Below are 13,778 nucleotides of genomic sequence, written 5' to 3' on the forward strand. Positions count from 1 at the left end.
ATATTTATCTCATGGGATATGGATTGCCAGCCTGCCTGGGGAGCTCCCCTCGGGAGCGGCGTTGGCACGCGGGCTGCTCTAGCTCCCCCACGTGACCGGGACACAGCGCCCGGTCGAACGACCGAAAGGTGCAGAGCCATGGACCGTGTGAACGCGAACTACGAGGTGCTGTCGGACGAGGCGGGCCGCCCCATCAAGGCTTGGACGGTGGGGGTGCCGTTCGAGGACGAGGCGAAGAAGCAGCTTCGCAACCTCCGGGGCCTGCCCTTCATCCACAAGTGGGTCGCCGTGATGCCGGACGTGCACCGCGGCTACGGCGCGACGGTCGGGAGCGTGGTGCCCACGGTGGGCGCGGTGGTGCCGGCGGCGGTGGGCGTGGACATCGGATGCGGGATGATCGCCGTGCGCACGACGCTGCGCGCGGATCAGCTGCCGGACTCGCTGCGCGGGGTTCGCTCAGCCATCGAGGCGGCGGTTCCGCATGGCCGTACGGATAACGGTGGGCGTAACGACCGCGGCGCGTGGAAGGACCCGCCCGTTACGCATACCTCCGCTTGGGCCCGCCTGGCGGAAGGGTACGCCCGCATCGTGGAGAAGCATCCGCGCATCGGCCGTGGGCCGGAGCTGGCGCACCTGGGAACGCTGGGAACCGGGAACCACTTCATCGAGCTGTGCGTCGATGAGTCGGATGGCGTGTGGCTGATGTTGCACTCCGGGTCGCGCGGAGTGGGTAACCGCATCGGAAGCCACTTCATCGAGCTGGCGAAGGAGGACATGCAGCGCTTCTTCATCCACCTGCCGGACGCGGACCTGGCGTACCTGCCGGAGGGAACGGAGCACTTCCATGACTACGTCTTCGCGGTGAGCTGGGCGCAGGACTTCGCGGCGATGAACCGCGAGCTCATGCTGCACTCGGCGGTGCAGGCCCTGAAGGCGAGCGGCGAGCTGCCGCCGTTCGAGCTGTCCGAGTCCGCGGTGAACTGCCACCACAACTACATCTCGCGTGAGCACCACTTCGGAAAGAACTGCTTCGTGACCCGCAAGGGCGCGGTGCGGGCGCGCGAGGGCGACATGGGAATCATCCCCGGCAGCATGGGGGCCCGTTCCTACATCGTCCGCGGGAAGGGAAACGCGGATGCGTTCCATTCGTGCAGCCACGGCGCGGGCCGGGTGATGTCGCGGGAAGCGGCGAAGAAGCGCTTCACGCTGGAAGACCACGCGAAGGCGACCGCGGGCGTGGAGTGCCGCAAGGACGTGGACGTGATTGACGAGACGCCGGCCGCGTACAAGCCCATCGACGCCGTGATGGCCGCGCAGGCGGACCTGGTGGAGGTCGTCCACACGCTGAAGCAGGTGGTGTGCGTGAAGGGTTAGCCGAAGGGAAGCCTTACCCGCCGTCCTGTGGAGGTGCGCATGCCGGGATGAAGACACCGAGGCGCCCGTTCTCCCCAAGAGGTCCGCGCAAGCGGCCGTGAGGGTGGGGGAGCGGGCGCCGCTATTTTTCAAATCAGGGATGAGATGCTGCGCACGTCCGCGAGCGCGCAAGGGAGCACCACGCACATGGTTCGCATCGATGGTTCACAGGGGGAAGGGGGCGGCCAGGTGCTGCGCACCGCGCTGTCGCTGTCGCTGGTGACGGGCGCTCCGTTCGAGATGGTCAACGTGCGCGCCGGCCGCGCCAAGCCGGGCCTGCTGCGTCAGCACCTCACCGCGCTCAAGGCCGCGGAGGCCGTGGGCGCAGCGGAGGTGACGGGCGCGGAGCTGGGCTCCAGGCAGCTGTCCTTCCACCCGCGCGCGCTGACGGCGGGCAACTACCACTTCGCGGTGGGCACTGCGGGCAGCGCGACGCTCGTGTTCCAGACGGTGCTGCCCGCGCTGCTGCGCGCGGAAGGGCCGTCCACGCTGACGCTGGAGGGCGGGACGCACAACCCGGCGGCGCCGCCGTTCGACTTCCTGGAGAAGACGTACCTGCCGATGCTGCGCCGCATGGGCCCGCGCGTGGACGTGGCGCTGGAGCGGCCCGGCTTCTATCCGGCCGGCGGCGGACGGTTCCGCGTGGACATCCACCCCGCGAAGCTCCAGCCGCTCCAGTTGCTGGAGCGCGGCCGGGTGCTGCGCACGGAGGCCGTGGCGCAGGTGGCGGCCATCCCGTTCGACGTGGCGAAGCGCGAACTGGCGGCCGTGGCCGCCGTGCTGAAGCTGCGGCCGGATCAGCAGCGCCCGGAAGAGCTCAAGCGCGCCTTCGGCCCGGGCAACGTGCTGCGCGTCGAGGTGGAGAGCGAGCACGTGACGGAGGTCTTCACCGGCTTCGGCGAGCGCGGCAAGCGCGCGGAGGTCGTGGGCGAGGAGGTCGCCTCGAAGGTGAAGCGCTACCTGGACGCGGGCGTGCCCGTGGGCGAGCACCTGTGTGATCAGCTCCTGCTGCTGTGCGCCCTGGCGAAGGGCGGCACCTTCCGCACCCTGGCGCTGGACAGCCACTCGCTCACGCAGCGCGAGACGATGGCGCACTTCCTCGACGTGAGGGTGGACGTCCGGGAGCTGGAGCGCGACGTGCGCGAGGTGACGGTGCGCGCCTGACGTGAAGACAGGGCAGGGCGGTGCCCCCTGTCCGGCCGGATGCCCGACGGGCGGACGAGGCACCCCCGTCGGCGGGGCTCAACCCGTGGCGTTACCTCGCGGTCTTCCTACGTTGTGACTCGTGGGGGAGGCTGCGCGTGGCGGAAGTCCCTGAGGTCGAAATCATCGTTCGTGACCTGAAGCAGGCCGTCGTGGGCCGCCGCTTCGTGGGCGCGGAGGTGCTGGTACCCGCGGCGGTGCGCTTCGTGTCTCCGCGGGACTTCGTCCAGGACCTCCAGGGCCGCAAGGTGCTCGCGGCCGAGCGGCGCGCGAAGTTCATGCTGCTGACCCTGGATGACGGGCAGACGCTCGCCCTGCACTTCATGCTCTGGGGCGAGCTGCAGCTCAAGCCCGCAGGCAGTGAACGGCCTCCCGAGACGCTCGCCGTGCTCACGCTGGAGGGCAACGAGGAGCTCCAGCTCACGGACACGCTGGGCTACGCGCGCGTGGCGCTGGGACCCACGGCCCGCCTGGCGTCGCAGCTCAAGCTGGAGGAGCTGGGGCCGGATGCGCTCGATGCGTCCTTCACGCCGGAGGTCCTGGCGAAGCAGCTTCGTCGCAGGCGCAGCCCGCTCAAGACGGTGCTCCTCAACCAGCGCGTGCTCGCGGGGCTGGGCAACCGCGACGCGGATGAGAGCATGTGGGCCGCGGGCATCGATCCCCGGCGCCTGGCGTCATCGCTGTCTCCCGCTGAAATCCTCCGGCTGCACCGGGGAATCCGCGGCGTGCTGGAGGAGGGACTGCGGCTGCGCGGAACGCAGCGCGACCTGTTCGGCGTGCAGGGGCTGGCGAAGCACCGGCGCAACATCTTCGGGAAGACGGGCGCGCCGTGTCCCCGCTGCGCGACGCCCGTGTCTCACCTGCGCATCGGAGGCCGCAACACGCACTGGTGCGCGCACTGCCAGCCCTCGGAGGGGGCTCCGGCTGAAGCTCCGGCGCAGGCATCGCTGCTCTGACAAGGCCCCGGGGGGCTGGTATGAACGGGAGCGTGTCCGACGTTCCCGTCCCCTCGCCCCTGTCCCTCGATGACGCGCTCGTGCGCGCGAGCGAGGAGCTCCAGTTCCCCAGCTACTACCAGTCCAGCGTGCGCCCGCTCTTGCGCAACCCGGAAGGGCGCTGGCCCCACTGCTGTGGCGGGGGCTGCGAACCGTGCGCCCAGACGCTCATCCGCGTCGCCCTGCGCGCGCTGGAGCTGATGGGCACGCCGCGCCAGAGCCCCCTGCCGGACTTCTAGAAGAGCCGCGTCCCCAGTCCCACGCGCCCCGTGAGCCCCAGCCGCGTGTGGCCCGCGCCCGCGCGCTCCTGGAACGTCTCCACGCCCACCTGCCCCGCCGCGAGCAGTGACACGTTGCCGCCCAGGTACACCTCCACGCCCAGGCCCCCCAGCGCCTGGAAGCGCCGCTGCTTGTCGCCGGTGAGCCCCAGGTCGATGGGCAGGTCCACGAGGCCCAGCACCTCCACGGTGTCCGCCACCCGGTAGCCCGCCACCATCCCCGGCAGGATGCGCACCAGCACGCCGGAGAAGTTGTCGTCGTCCATGTACGTGGAGCCGGAGTTGAGCACCAGGCCCACGCCCAGCGTCGGCGCCAGGCTGAACGCTCCGCGCCGCACCACCTCCTTGCGGCCCACGAGCTCCAGCGACACGCCCAGCTTGAACCAGTCGAAGCGCGCCCGCGCCTCCACCTCCAGCGCGCCCAGCCCCTGCCGGAACCCCACGCCCACCTCCGGCGCGCCCGTGTAGCCATAGAGCGCCGTCGCCCCCGCGGGCAGCATCACCGGCGCCACCACGGAGCCGAGCGGGTCCTCCTGCGAGAAGGAGACCTCGGCTTCCTGCGCGAAGGCCAGGGCGGGCACGACAAGGAGGGCAACCAGAGGGGTGAGGCGCATCATGGGTCCACCCTACCGTGGGATGCACTCTGGCCAAAACCCAACGAATCCAGGGACTTGGGGGCAGGTTGTGCATTTGTAGGTGTTCCCTGGAAGAATGGGGAATCCATGGTTGCCCATCTGCACGTCGCGCCGCCTCCTGAGACCTCCACGCCCGCGGGAGGACGTGATGCGCTCGCCCTGCCGGGCGGGGCCGGGGGCTGGGTGCTGCTGGTGGGGGCGACGGCGCGGCCCGAGGTGGCGGAGGCGCTGTCTCGGGAGGGCTTCGAGCCCGTGCGCGTGGACGGCGCGCATGGGGCGCTGGCGCGGCTGGGCGTCGAGCCGGGAGCGGCGCGGTCCGGTCCGGAGTCGGTACCGCCTGGTCCGGACGCAGGGCTGCCCCGGCTGGTCGTCATCGACGCGGACCTGCCGGACGGCGACGGCTTCAGCCTCTGCGGCATGCTCCGGGCGGACGCCCGGTCCGCGCACCTGCCCGTGCTGCTGGTGGCGCGGTACGCGGAGGAGTTCCATCGCGACCTCGCCGCGGGCGTGGGCGCGGACGAGTACCTGGTGGAGCCGGTGGACGCGCGCGACGTGGCGGTGCTCGCGCGGCTCAAGGCGGGGCGGCGCGGCGGGGAGGACGTCTACGACGCGCACACCTCGAGCCTGCCCCTCGTCGCGCTGGTGCGCGCGCTCCTGTCCGGCGTTCGCTCGGGGCGGGTGGTGCTGGCGGAGGACTCGGGCGCGCTCGTCTTCCGCCACGGCCTGGTGGTGGATGCGACCTTCCACGGCGAGCGCGGAAGCCTCGCGTTCCGGCGCCTGGTGTGCTTCGGCACGGGCGCGTACACGGTGACGTTCGGCCCGGAGCTGCAGCGGGGCACCTTCTCCATGGACCGCCCGTTCCTGTGCGAACAGGTGGTGCCCGGCCTGGAGCGCTTCGAACAGCTGCGCGTCAAGGGCCTGCCCCTGGCGGCGCGGCTTACGGTGGACTTCAACCGGCTGTCGCAGGAGCTGCCCTCGCTCCCCGAGGACGTGGAGCAGGTGGTCCGCCTCTTCGACGGCCGGCGCACCGTGCGCGCGATGCTCCTGGAGTGCCGCTTCCCGGAGGCCCTGGCCTACGAGGCGGCGACCCGGCTGTTCATGCTGGGCGTGCTGGTGCCCGCCATCCTGGTGGAGGAGCGCGAGCGCGCCCGGGAATCCGCGGGCCCACCCCGCCTCTTCGAGCCCGTCCTGGCGCCAGAGCCGGGGCCGGACGCGTCGTGAGGGTTTGACTCGGGCGGCCTGCTCGGGGCACAAGGCCGGGAACGCCGCGGGCTGAACGCCCGTCCACCCCACGCCGAGCCTGCCCGCCATGTCCGGTCACAACCGATGGTCGAAACTCAAGCGCCGGAATGCCGTCCTGGGCGTGGCCAAGGGAAAGCTCTACTCCAAGGCCATCAAGGAGATGACCGTCGCCGCGCGGCTGGGCGGCGGTGACCCGTCCAGCAACGCCCGCCTGCGCGTGGCCGTGGGCCTGGCGCGCGAGGCGAACATCCCGCGCGACACCATCGAGCGCGCCATCAAGAAGGGGACGGGCGAGCTCGCCGGCGAGTCCTACGAAGAGGTGACGTACGAGGGCTACGGCCCCGGCGGCGTCGCGCTCATCATCGAGTGCCTCACCGACAACCGGAACCGCTCCGCCAGCGACGTGCGCAACCTCCTGAGCAACTACGGCGGGAACATGGGCGCGGAAGGCGCCGTGGGCTGGATGTTCCACAGGAAGGGCGCCATCGCCGTGAAGCCCGGCCCCTCCGAGGACCAGGTGATGGAGCAGGCCCTGGACGCGGGCGCCGAGGACGTCGTGGACCAGGGGCCGGACGGCTTCGAGGTGCGCACCGCCCCGGCGGACCTGCACGCGGTGGGCGCGAAGCTGGAGGCCGCGGGCCTTCCCCTGGGCGAGCAGAAGTGGACCTTCGTGCCGCAGAACACCGTGAAGGTGGAAGGCGACAACGCGAAGCGCTTGTTGAAGCTGATGGACGCGCTCGACGACAACGACGACGTGCAGCACGTGTACGCCAACTTCGAAATCGACGAGTCCCTGATGGAGTCGCTGTCCACGTGATGCCCTGAAGGGGCGCGTGGGAAAGGAACGGGCCGGTGCGGGTACTCGGCGTGGACCCAGGCAGCCGCTTCATGGGCTTCGGGGTGGTGGAGGAGAAGAAGGGCCGGCTCGTGCACCTGGGCCATGGCATCATCAAGGTGGTGGAGTCCGCGCCCCTCGCTGAACGCCTGAAGGACCTGCACGCCGCCCTGAGCGCCGCGCTCGGGCGCTACCAGCCGGAGGCCGTGGCCGTGGAAGGCCTCTTCACCTTCCGCAACGCCCGCAGCGCCCTGGTGCTGGGACACGCGCGCGGCGTGGCCCTGCTCGCCGCGGCGCAGGCGGGCCTGCCCGTGCACGAGTACGCCCCCGCCAGCGTGAAGAAGTCCGTGGGCGCCAGCGGCGCGGGCGGCAAGGACGCCGTGGCGCGCATGGTGCGCACGCTGCTCGGCGTGGATGAAGCGACGCTGGAGCGCGCGGATGCCAGTGACGCGCTCGCCGTCGCGCTGTGCCACCTCAATCACTTCCGCGTGGGCATGCCCCGCGCCGTCTCGCCTGGAAACGGCAAGCGCAAGGGGGCCGCGTCGGTGCTCGCGGACCGCCTGTCGTCCGCCTACCAGCGCCCGGAGGCCCGCCGATGATCGCCCGGCTGCGTGGCAACGTGTTGGAGAAGGGCCCCGAGGACGCCGTCATCGACGTGAACGGCGTGGGCTACCGCGTGAACCTTTCCACCGTGTCGCTGGGCAAGCTGCCCGCGGACGGCCAGCCGGTGGATCTGCGCATCCGCACCGTGGTGCGCGAGGACGCCTTCGAGCTCTTCGGCTTCCTCTCCCCCGCGGAGGAGGAGCTCTTCCAGCTCCTCAACACCGTCTCCCGCGTCGGTCCGCGCATGGCCCTGGGCGTGATGTCCGGCATGGAGGTGGGCGAGCTCATCGCGGCCCTGTCGCGCGGTGAGACGAGCCGGCTCGCGAAGATCCACGGCGTGGGCAAGAAGACCGCGGAGCGCCTGGTCCTGGAGCTCAAGGAGAAGGTGCGCAACCTCCACTCGGAGGGCATCGCGCGCGGCACCACCCCCCGCGCCCCCGTCGCCTCCGGCAACAAGGCGGACCTCGTCTCCGCGCTGCTCAACCTGGGCTACAAGCAGCCCCAGGCGGAGAAGGCCGCGGACGTCGTCATCGAGCGGCTGGGTCCGGACGCTGCCTTCCAGACCCTCTTCCGCGAAGCCCTCAAGTCCCTGCGCTCCAGCCCGTGACTTCCGGACGCCGCGCCGCCCTCCAGTGCGAGCCCCGGGGCCTCATGGGGCGGGAAAACCTCGGAAGATAAGCGCAAGTCTTTTTCCTGTAGAAATCCGCTGCCGTCACACAGCGGATGCTTGCTTCGTTCGTCTGACGTCAGACGGCGATCCACGCTGCTCATCGGATGACACCCTTGAGCAATCCTGGCCGGCCATGAGCTGGCCCATTCCGCTGAAGTCATCAATTTCCAGCGCCGGTGCGGCGACCCTGACGGGCTCGCGCTGCGCCCAGGAGGCGTGTGTCATGGCGGCGTGGCGTGCTGTTCGGGTCCTCGTACTGCTGCTCTCGGGCGTCCTCGGGGCGGGGTGCGGAGGGCTGACGGACGGCGGGGACGTGTCGGGGGTGGGCGGGGCGTCGGGGGCGTTGGCGGCGGAGAGGGTGGGCTTGGGTGGAGGACCTCGGCCCTGCGGCCAGGCAGCGCGGCTCGTGGGGGACCTGTGGCCGGGCGCGGAGGGCTCGGCGCCGGAGGCGCTGGTGGAGCTGGACGGGCGCGTCGTCTACGTCGCGAATGACGGCGTGTCGGGCCGCGAGCTGTGGGTGACGGACGGGAGCGGCGCGGACCCGCGGCTCGTGATGGACCTGCGGCCCGGGGCGTATGGCAGCACGCCGCGCTTCCTCACGCGGATGGGCGGGCGGCTGTTCTTCGTCGCGGACGACGGCGTGCACGGGCCGGAGCTGTGGCGCACGGACGGCACGGTGAAGGGCACGGTGCTGGTGGCGGACATCCGGCCCGGGACGCAGGGCAGCGCGCCGGACGGGCTGACGGTGGTGGCCGGGCGGCTGTACTTCACCGCGGATGACGGCGTGCACGGCCGCGAGCTGTGGAGCACGGACGGCACGGCGAATGGCACCCGGCTCACGCAGGAGTTCGCGCCTGGGCCGGGCTCGCTGTTCCTCGACGACCTGAAGGAGTGGAACGGGAAGCTGGTGCTGGTGGCCTACGGCAGCACGGTGAACCTGTGGGTGGTGGATGGGCACTCCGGCAGCTCGCGGGTGTTGTTCACCGGCCCGGAGCAGTCCGTCGTCTTCTCGCTGACGCCGGCGGGCAAGGACCGGCTCTTCTTCCTCGCGGACATGGGCCTGGGCGAGGCGGACCTCTGGGTGACCCGAGGCCAGGGCCTCTCCACCCTCCCCTTGTTGCACTTCGCGGGGGACTACCCGGCGGAGCTCACGGCGCTGGGCAACGCCGTGTACTTCATGGCCGGCGCGGAGGGCTTCTTCGGCGAGCCCGGCGACCTGCTCCACGGCGGCGAGCTGTGGAAGAGCGACGGCACGCTCCCGGGCACCCGCCTGGTGAGGGACCTCCATCCGGGGCCCCAGGGCTCGCTGCCCTCCGGGCTGACGGCGCTGAACGGGCGGCTGTACTTCGCCGCGGATGACGGCGTGCACGGCCGCGAGCTGTGGAGCACGGATGGCACGGCGCAGGGCACGATGCTCGTGCAGGACCTGGAGCCGGGCCCCCTGGGCAGCGCCCCCGGCGCCTTCGCGGCGGCGGACGGGTGGCTCTTCTTCTCCGCCACGACGTCCGGCCGCGGCCGCGAGGGCTGGTACTCCAATGGCAACCCGGGCCGCGTGGAGCCGATGCGCGACATCGCGCCCGGGGGGCTGGACTCGAACCCCCGGGGCTTCGTGCGCGCGGGGGGCTCCGTCTTCTTCACCGCCACGCGCCCGGAGCAGGGCGAGGAGCCGTGGTCGCTGCCCTTCCTCCCCGCGGCCCGCTGCGCCCTCCTGGCGGAGTGAGGCTGCGTCAGGCCGCGCGCCGCACCGCGGGCGTGGGGTGCAGCCCGCCCGCGTTCGGCGCGGGCAGCACCACGGTGGGCCCCAGGCCCGGGGCCAGCAGGTGCGGGGTGAGCTGCGATGACGGGTGGAAGTTCACGAATGACGCGTCGTGCGCGGACGGGCCCGCGAAGAGCTTCTCCACCACCATGGACGCGTACTGCTCCAGCGAGTCCTCGCGCGTGTTGCCGTTGAGCACCACCTCCCAGCCCATCTGCTCCGCGAAGCGGCGCACGCCGGGGATGCGCGACAACAGCGGCGTGTAGCTCTCCGTGCTCACGCCGTTCTCGCTCACCACGAACACCTCATTCGCGGTGGCCACCGCCAGGGACATGTTGCCCTGCGTGTGCCCGGGCGTGCTGAGCAGCGCCGTGCCCTGGCCCAGCCAGGTGTCCCCGTCCAGGAGCACCACGCGGTCGTCGGGGATGGCCGCGCCGCCGGGCACGAACCACACGTGCTGCATGGGGTGCAGGTGCTTCACCATGGTCCACTCCGCGCGCTGCACCAGCAGCTTCGCCCGGGGGAAGACGGGCGCGGTGCCGGCGCCGCCCAGCCAGCCGCGCAGGTCCTGGATGTGCAGATGGTCGAAGGCCAGGTAGTCCACGTCCGACGGCGTCAGCCCCAGGTGCTCCAGGTGGGCCTGCACCGTGCCGTGGCGGATGGACATCACCTTGTCGGAGAGGAACGCGCCGTAGCGCTCCCGCAGCGCGCGGTAGAAGGGCGCCGCGTGGCCTCGCTCGTAGTCCGTGGGGTTGAAGAGCAGCGTGCGCCGCTGGCCGGTGCCTGCTTCCGCGAACTGCACCACCTGCATGCGGTTCGTCATCATCACGTACGGCGCGGGGGACAGCGCCGCGCCGCTGAAGGCGAACAGGGTGGGGTAGGGGAACGTGATGAGGTCGCACGTGGCCACCGCCGCCACCGGCCCCTCCCGGACGAAGGCCTCACGGGCCTCCAGCGCGGCGCGGCGCAGCTTCTGCAGGCGCGGGCCGGGCGAGCGCTCGGCGCGGGCCTCCGGCAACAGGGGCAGGGGACGGAACGGGGCAGAAGCGGAAATCATGACGCGACTCCCTTCGAGCAGGGGGGCAGCCCCCCTGGCTGGCCGGTCGGCGTGCCGCTCCAAGTCTAGCGCCGCCAGAAGGGCAGCGACACGCGCCCCCTTCGCTGTATAGGGTCGGAATGGCGATGGCGAGGAAGTCCGACGACACCCTCTCGGGAGATGTTCAGCCGGAAGACATCCGGCTGGAGGCCTCCCTGCGCCCACGCACCTTCGACGAGTACGTGGGACAGGGCGCGGTCGTCGAGAAGCTCAAGGTGTACGTGGCCGCGGCGAAGAATCGCGGCGACGCGCTGGACCACTGCCTGTTCTCCGGGCCCCCGGGCCTGGGCAAGACGTCGCTCGCGCACCTCATCGCGAACGAGCTGGGCGTGGGCATCCACGTCACCAGCGGCCCCGCGCTGGAGCGCAAGGGCGACCTTGCGGGCCTGCTCACCAACCTCAACGAGCGGGACATCCTCTTCATCGACGAAATCCATCGCCTCAACGCCGCCGTGGAGGAGTACCTCTACCCGGCGATGGAGGACTTCCGGCTGGACATCACCATCGACACCGGGCCCGCCGCCCGCGCGATGAAGATCGACCTGCCGCCCTTCACGCTGGTGGGCGCCACCACGCGCACGGGCCTGCTTACGTCCCCCTTGCGCGACCGCTTCCAGATCCAGGAGCGGCTGGAGTACTACGAGCCCAGGTTCCTGGAGCAGATCCTGGACCGCTCCGCGCGCATCCTCGGCGTGCCCATGGACCGCGCCGCCAGCCGCGAGGTCTCCACCCGCTCGCGCGGCACGCCCCGCATCGCCAACCGCCTCTTGCGCCGCCTTCGCGACTTCGCGCAGGTGGAGGGCAACGGCCGCATCACCTACGACCTGGCGCACGACTCGCTCAGCCGCCTGGGCGTGGACGCCAGCGGCCTGGACGCGATGGACCGGAAGATCCTCCTGACCATCCTGGAGAAGTTCGGCGGCGGCCCGGTGGGCGTGGAGACCATCGCCGCGAGCGTGGGCGAACAGCGCGACACCCTCGAGGACGTCTACGAGCCCTTCCTCATGCAGGAGGGCTTCCTCATGCGCACGCCCCGGGGCCGCACCGCCACGCTGCGCACCTACCAGTACTTCAAGAAGACTCCGCCCCCCAGCTCCCCGCAAGGCGCGCTCTTCTAGCGCGCCCCCTTCTTCCGCCATGAGCCAAGCCTCCGCGCCCGCCGTGCCCACGGTCCTCCCCAGTCCCCGCGACTCCTACGGCGACCTGATGCGCGCCTCACAGGCCACGCGCGCGGGCTTCCTCGCCGAGCGCGAGCGCTGGCTGCGCGGCGTCCCGGTGGAGGGCCGCGAGGAGCTGCTCTTCGAGTTCGAGATGTGGCTGCGCGCCGTGGAGCGCTACCTGAACCTCCACAACGCCGTGGTGGACGCCCGGGCCCGGCCGCTCGTCACGCGCGACTTCCACGAGGAGCTGGTGGACGTGCGCGACGCCATGGAGCGCGCCGTGCGCGTCGCCCGGCACCTGCAGGACCCGGAGAGCGACCCGAAGATGGTCTTCCGCAAGTACGTGGAGACCCAGCTCGCGGACGACCGCGTCCGCCGGCTGATGATTGAAGAGGAGCTGGATCAGGAGACCCCGCCGGAGAGCCTCTTCGTCGTGCGCGAGGCCTTCGACGCGCTGAAGAACCTGCTCGACAACCTGCTCCAGCTGCCCCTCATCGGCCTGTCGCTGTTCCAGGACGTGGGCAAGCTGACGCTGCGGGAGATCGTCCTCAACCGCTACTTCCGCCCCTTCCGCCCGCTGGAGTTCCGCGTCGAGTACGACCGGCTGCGCTCCGTGCGCCTGCTGGACGTGCTGGGCTCGCTGCCGCAGGACACGCGGCCCCTGTTCACCACCGCGTTCCTGGGCCTCTTCCGCGTGCTGCACTACCTCACGCACGTGGACCCGGAGTCCCAGCCGCCCGTGCCCCGCCGCGTGCGCGTGCTCCTGTCCCTGGTGCGCGGCGAGGTCTCCGCCGTCGCCAGCTACCTGCACACGGAGCTGTCCCCCAAGGCGGGCCCCAAGCACCTGCAGGCCGCCGCGCTGCGCGCCGCGCGCGACCTGGCCCGCGAGACGGACCGCATCGCCCGTGACGTGCTGGTGGACCTGGACCGCGACCCCGCCGCCCCCCTGCGCGCCGCGGAGGCCTTCACCACGCTCCTCCGCCAGCAGATCGTGGCGCTCGTGGACGCGCTGGCCCCCAACGGCTCGCTGGGGGATGAGGCCTTCGCCCACCTCACCAGCGCCCAGGACGCCGCCCTGCGTCTGCGCAAGGACCTGTGGGTCTACGCCCAGCTGTGCCGCGCCGCCGAAAGCCACCTGCGCGCGGAGGACGTGCCCGCGGCGGAGCGCGTCCTGGAGGCCCTCAAGTCGTTCCTCGACTACTTCCACGACGGCGGCTACCAGCTTTTGCGCTACGCGGACTACGACGCCTTCGATCGCTTCACCTCGCTGCTGGTGGAGCTGCCCTGGCCGCCGGAAGGCCCCGGCATCCGCAGCCGCCTGGCGGAGGACCTCCGGCGCTTCTCACAGACGCTGGAGACCACCTTCCACGCCGTCAGCCGGCGCTCCCTCCTGCAGGGCCGCGGCTTCGACCGGCCGGACGCGGAAGCCCTGCGCGACCGCTTCCTGCCGCCTGCCCGCTGACCCACCCTCGCAGTCTTGATTCCCGTCAAGGCCCGGACTCCAAGTGAGCCCTGGATGTCCGTTTGCTTCCGGGCACCGGGCTGGGATAGAGACGCGCCCCTGTCGCGTGGGTGACACGCACTCCGGGTTGGCGCGAAACCAACCGGACGCACCGGGTTCGAAGGATGGATTCCGGACATCGCTGTCACGGTGGGAGGAGCAGTGGTGGGTTTCCCAAGAGGGGTATCCGGGCCCCGGTCCCCTCCGGACCCGGTCCCGACGTCCGGTGCGCCAGCAGTTCCGAGGGGTTGGGAACGCGATGACCGCCCCTGGAGGCGATTCTTGTGTCACGGCCCCGTGGCATGTTGATTGCTCAGATGTGCAGCGCGTCAGACCGCCGTGGAACGGCCTGACGGAGCCGTACCCCGCGTGCGTCAGTACGAAGCAGTCC

Annotated in this window: 13 protein-coding genes; 11 read left to right on the forward strand and 2 right to left on the reverse strand. The window is 71.4% G+C overall.

Going from position 1 to position 13,778, the window contains the following annotated elements; translation table 11 throughout:
• Positions 1-138 precede the first annotated feature (138 nt).
• The 4 genes from KYK13_RS13400 to KYK13_RS13415 all read left to right on the forward strand — a co-directional run bounded on the left by KYK13_RS13400 (position 139) and on the right by KYK13_RS13415 (position 3,850).
• The gene (locus KYK13_RS13400; RefSeq protein ID WP_223644689.1) at positions 139-1,374 is read left to right on the forward strand and encodes an RtcB family protein; all 1,236 of its coding nucleotides are present in this window, start codon (positions 139-141) and stop codon (positions 1,372-1,374) included.
• 186 nt (positions 1,375-1,560) lie between these two features.
• Positions 1,561-2,577 carry an RNA 3'-terminal phosphate cyclase gene (gene rtcA / locus KYK13_RS13405; RefSeq protein WP_223644691.1) on the forward strand — a complete coding sequence of 339 codons (1,017 nt, stop codon included), beginning with the start codon at positions 1,561-1,563 and terminating at the stop codon, positions 2,575-2,577.
• 137 nt (positions 2,578-2,714) lie between these two features.
• Positions 2,715-3,572: an Fpg/Nei family DNA glycosylase gene (locus KYK13_RS13410; RefSeq protein ID WP_223644693.1), complete on the forward strand. Its 858-nt coding sequence runs from the start codon at positions 2,715-2,717 to the stop codon at positions 3,570-3,572.
• A gap of 20 nt (positions 3,573-3,592) precedes the next feature.
• Positions 3,593-3,850: a hypothetical protein gene (locus KYK13_RS13415; RefSeq protein ID WP_223644694.1), complete on the forward strand. Its 258-nt coding sequence runs from the start codon at positions 3,593-3,595 to the stop codon at positions 3,848-3,850.
• Here KYK13_RS13415 and KYK13_RS13420 read toward each other — a convergent pair.
• Complete coding sequence (locus KYK13_RS13420; protein ID WP_223644696.1) at positions 3,847-4,506, reverse strand: hypothetical protein; 660 nt, start codon at positions 4,504-4,506, stop codon at positions 3,847-3,849. The genes KYK13_RS13415 and KYK13_RS13420 overlap by 4 nt on opposite strands.
• A gap of 105 nt (positions 4,507-4,611) precedes the next feature.
• Here KYK13_RS13420 and KYK13_RS13425 point away from each other — a divergent pair, with 105 nt between their 5' ends.
• From KYK13_RS13425 to KYK13_RS13445, 5 genes are all read left to right on the forward strand, one after another.
• Entirely contained in the window at positions 4,612-5,745 is a 1,134-nt protein-coding gene (locus KYK13_RS13425) for a PleD family two-component system response regulator (RefSeq protein WP_223644698.1), read from the forward strand.
• 88 nt (positions 5,746-5,833) lie between these two features.
• The gene (locus KYK13_RS13430) at positions 5,834-6,583 is read left to right on the forward strand and encodes a YebC/PmpR family DNA-binding transcriptional regulator (protein ID WP_223644700.1); all 750 of its coding nucleotides are present in this window, start codon (positions 5,834-5,836) and stop codon (positions 6,581-6,583) included.
• 35 nt (positions 6,584-6,618) lie between these two features.
• On the forward strand, positions 6,619-7,200 hold the full coding sequence (gene ruvC / locus KYK13_RS13435; protein WP_223644702.1) for a crossover junction endodeoxyribonuclease RuvC: 582 nt from the start codon (positions 6,619-6,621) through the stop codon (positions 7,198-7,200).
• The gene (gene ruvA / locus KYK13_RS13440; RefSeq protein ID WP_223644704.1) at positions 7,197-7,811 is read left to right on the forward strand and encodes a Holliday junction branch migration protein RuvA; all 615 of its coding nucleotides are present in this window, start codon (positions 7,197-7,199) and stop codon (positions 7,809-7,811) included. Before ruvC ends, ruvA begins: the two co-directional genes overlap by 4 nt.
• Positions 7,812-8,232: 421 nt before the next feature.
• On the forward strand, positions 8,233-9,594 hold the full coding sequence (locus tag KYK13_RS13445) for an ELWxxDGT repeat protein (protein ID WP_223646603.1): 1,362 nt from the start codon (positions 8,233-8,235) through the stop codon (positions 9,592-9,594).
• A 7-nt stretch (positions 9,595-9,601) separates the two neighbouring features.
• Here KYK13_RS13445 and KYK13_RS13450 read toward each other — a convergent pair whose 3' ends face one another.
• On the reverse strand, positions 9,602-10,687 hold the full coding sequence (locus KYK13_RS13450) for a hypothetical protein (protein ID WP_223644706.1): 1,086 nt from the start codon (positions 10,685-10,687) through the stop codon (positions 9,602-9,604).
• A 119-nt stretch (positions 10,688-10,806) separates the two neighbouring features.
• On the opposite strand from KYK13_RS13450, the gene ruvB reads away from it, so the two are divergent.
• Together ruvB and KYK13_RS13460 are read left to right on the forward strand one after the other, a co-directional pair.
• Positions 10,807-11,844: a Holliday junction branch migration DNA helicase RuvB gene (gene ruvB, locus KYK13_RS13455; protein ID WP_223644708.1), complete on the forward strand. Its 1,038-nt coding sequence runs from the start codon at positions 10,807-10,809 to the stop codon at positions 11,842-11,844.
• A 19-nt stretch (positions 11,845-11,863) separates the two neighbouring features.
• Entirely contained in the window at positions 11,864-13,348 is a 1,485-nt protein-coding gene (locus tag KYK13_RS13460; RefSeq protein ID WP_223644710.1) for a hypothetical protein, read from the forward strand.
• Positions 13,349-13,778: the final 430 nt, after the last annotated feature.

The sequence above is a fragment of the Corallococcus sp. EGB genome (genome assembly GCF_019968905.1).
Lineage (GTDB): Bacteria > Myxococcota > Myxococcia > Myxococcales > Myxococcaceae > Corallococcus.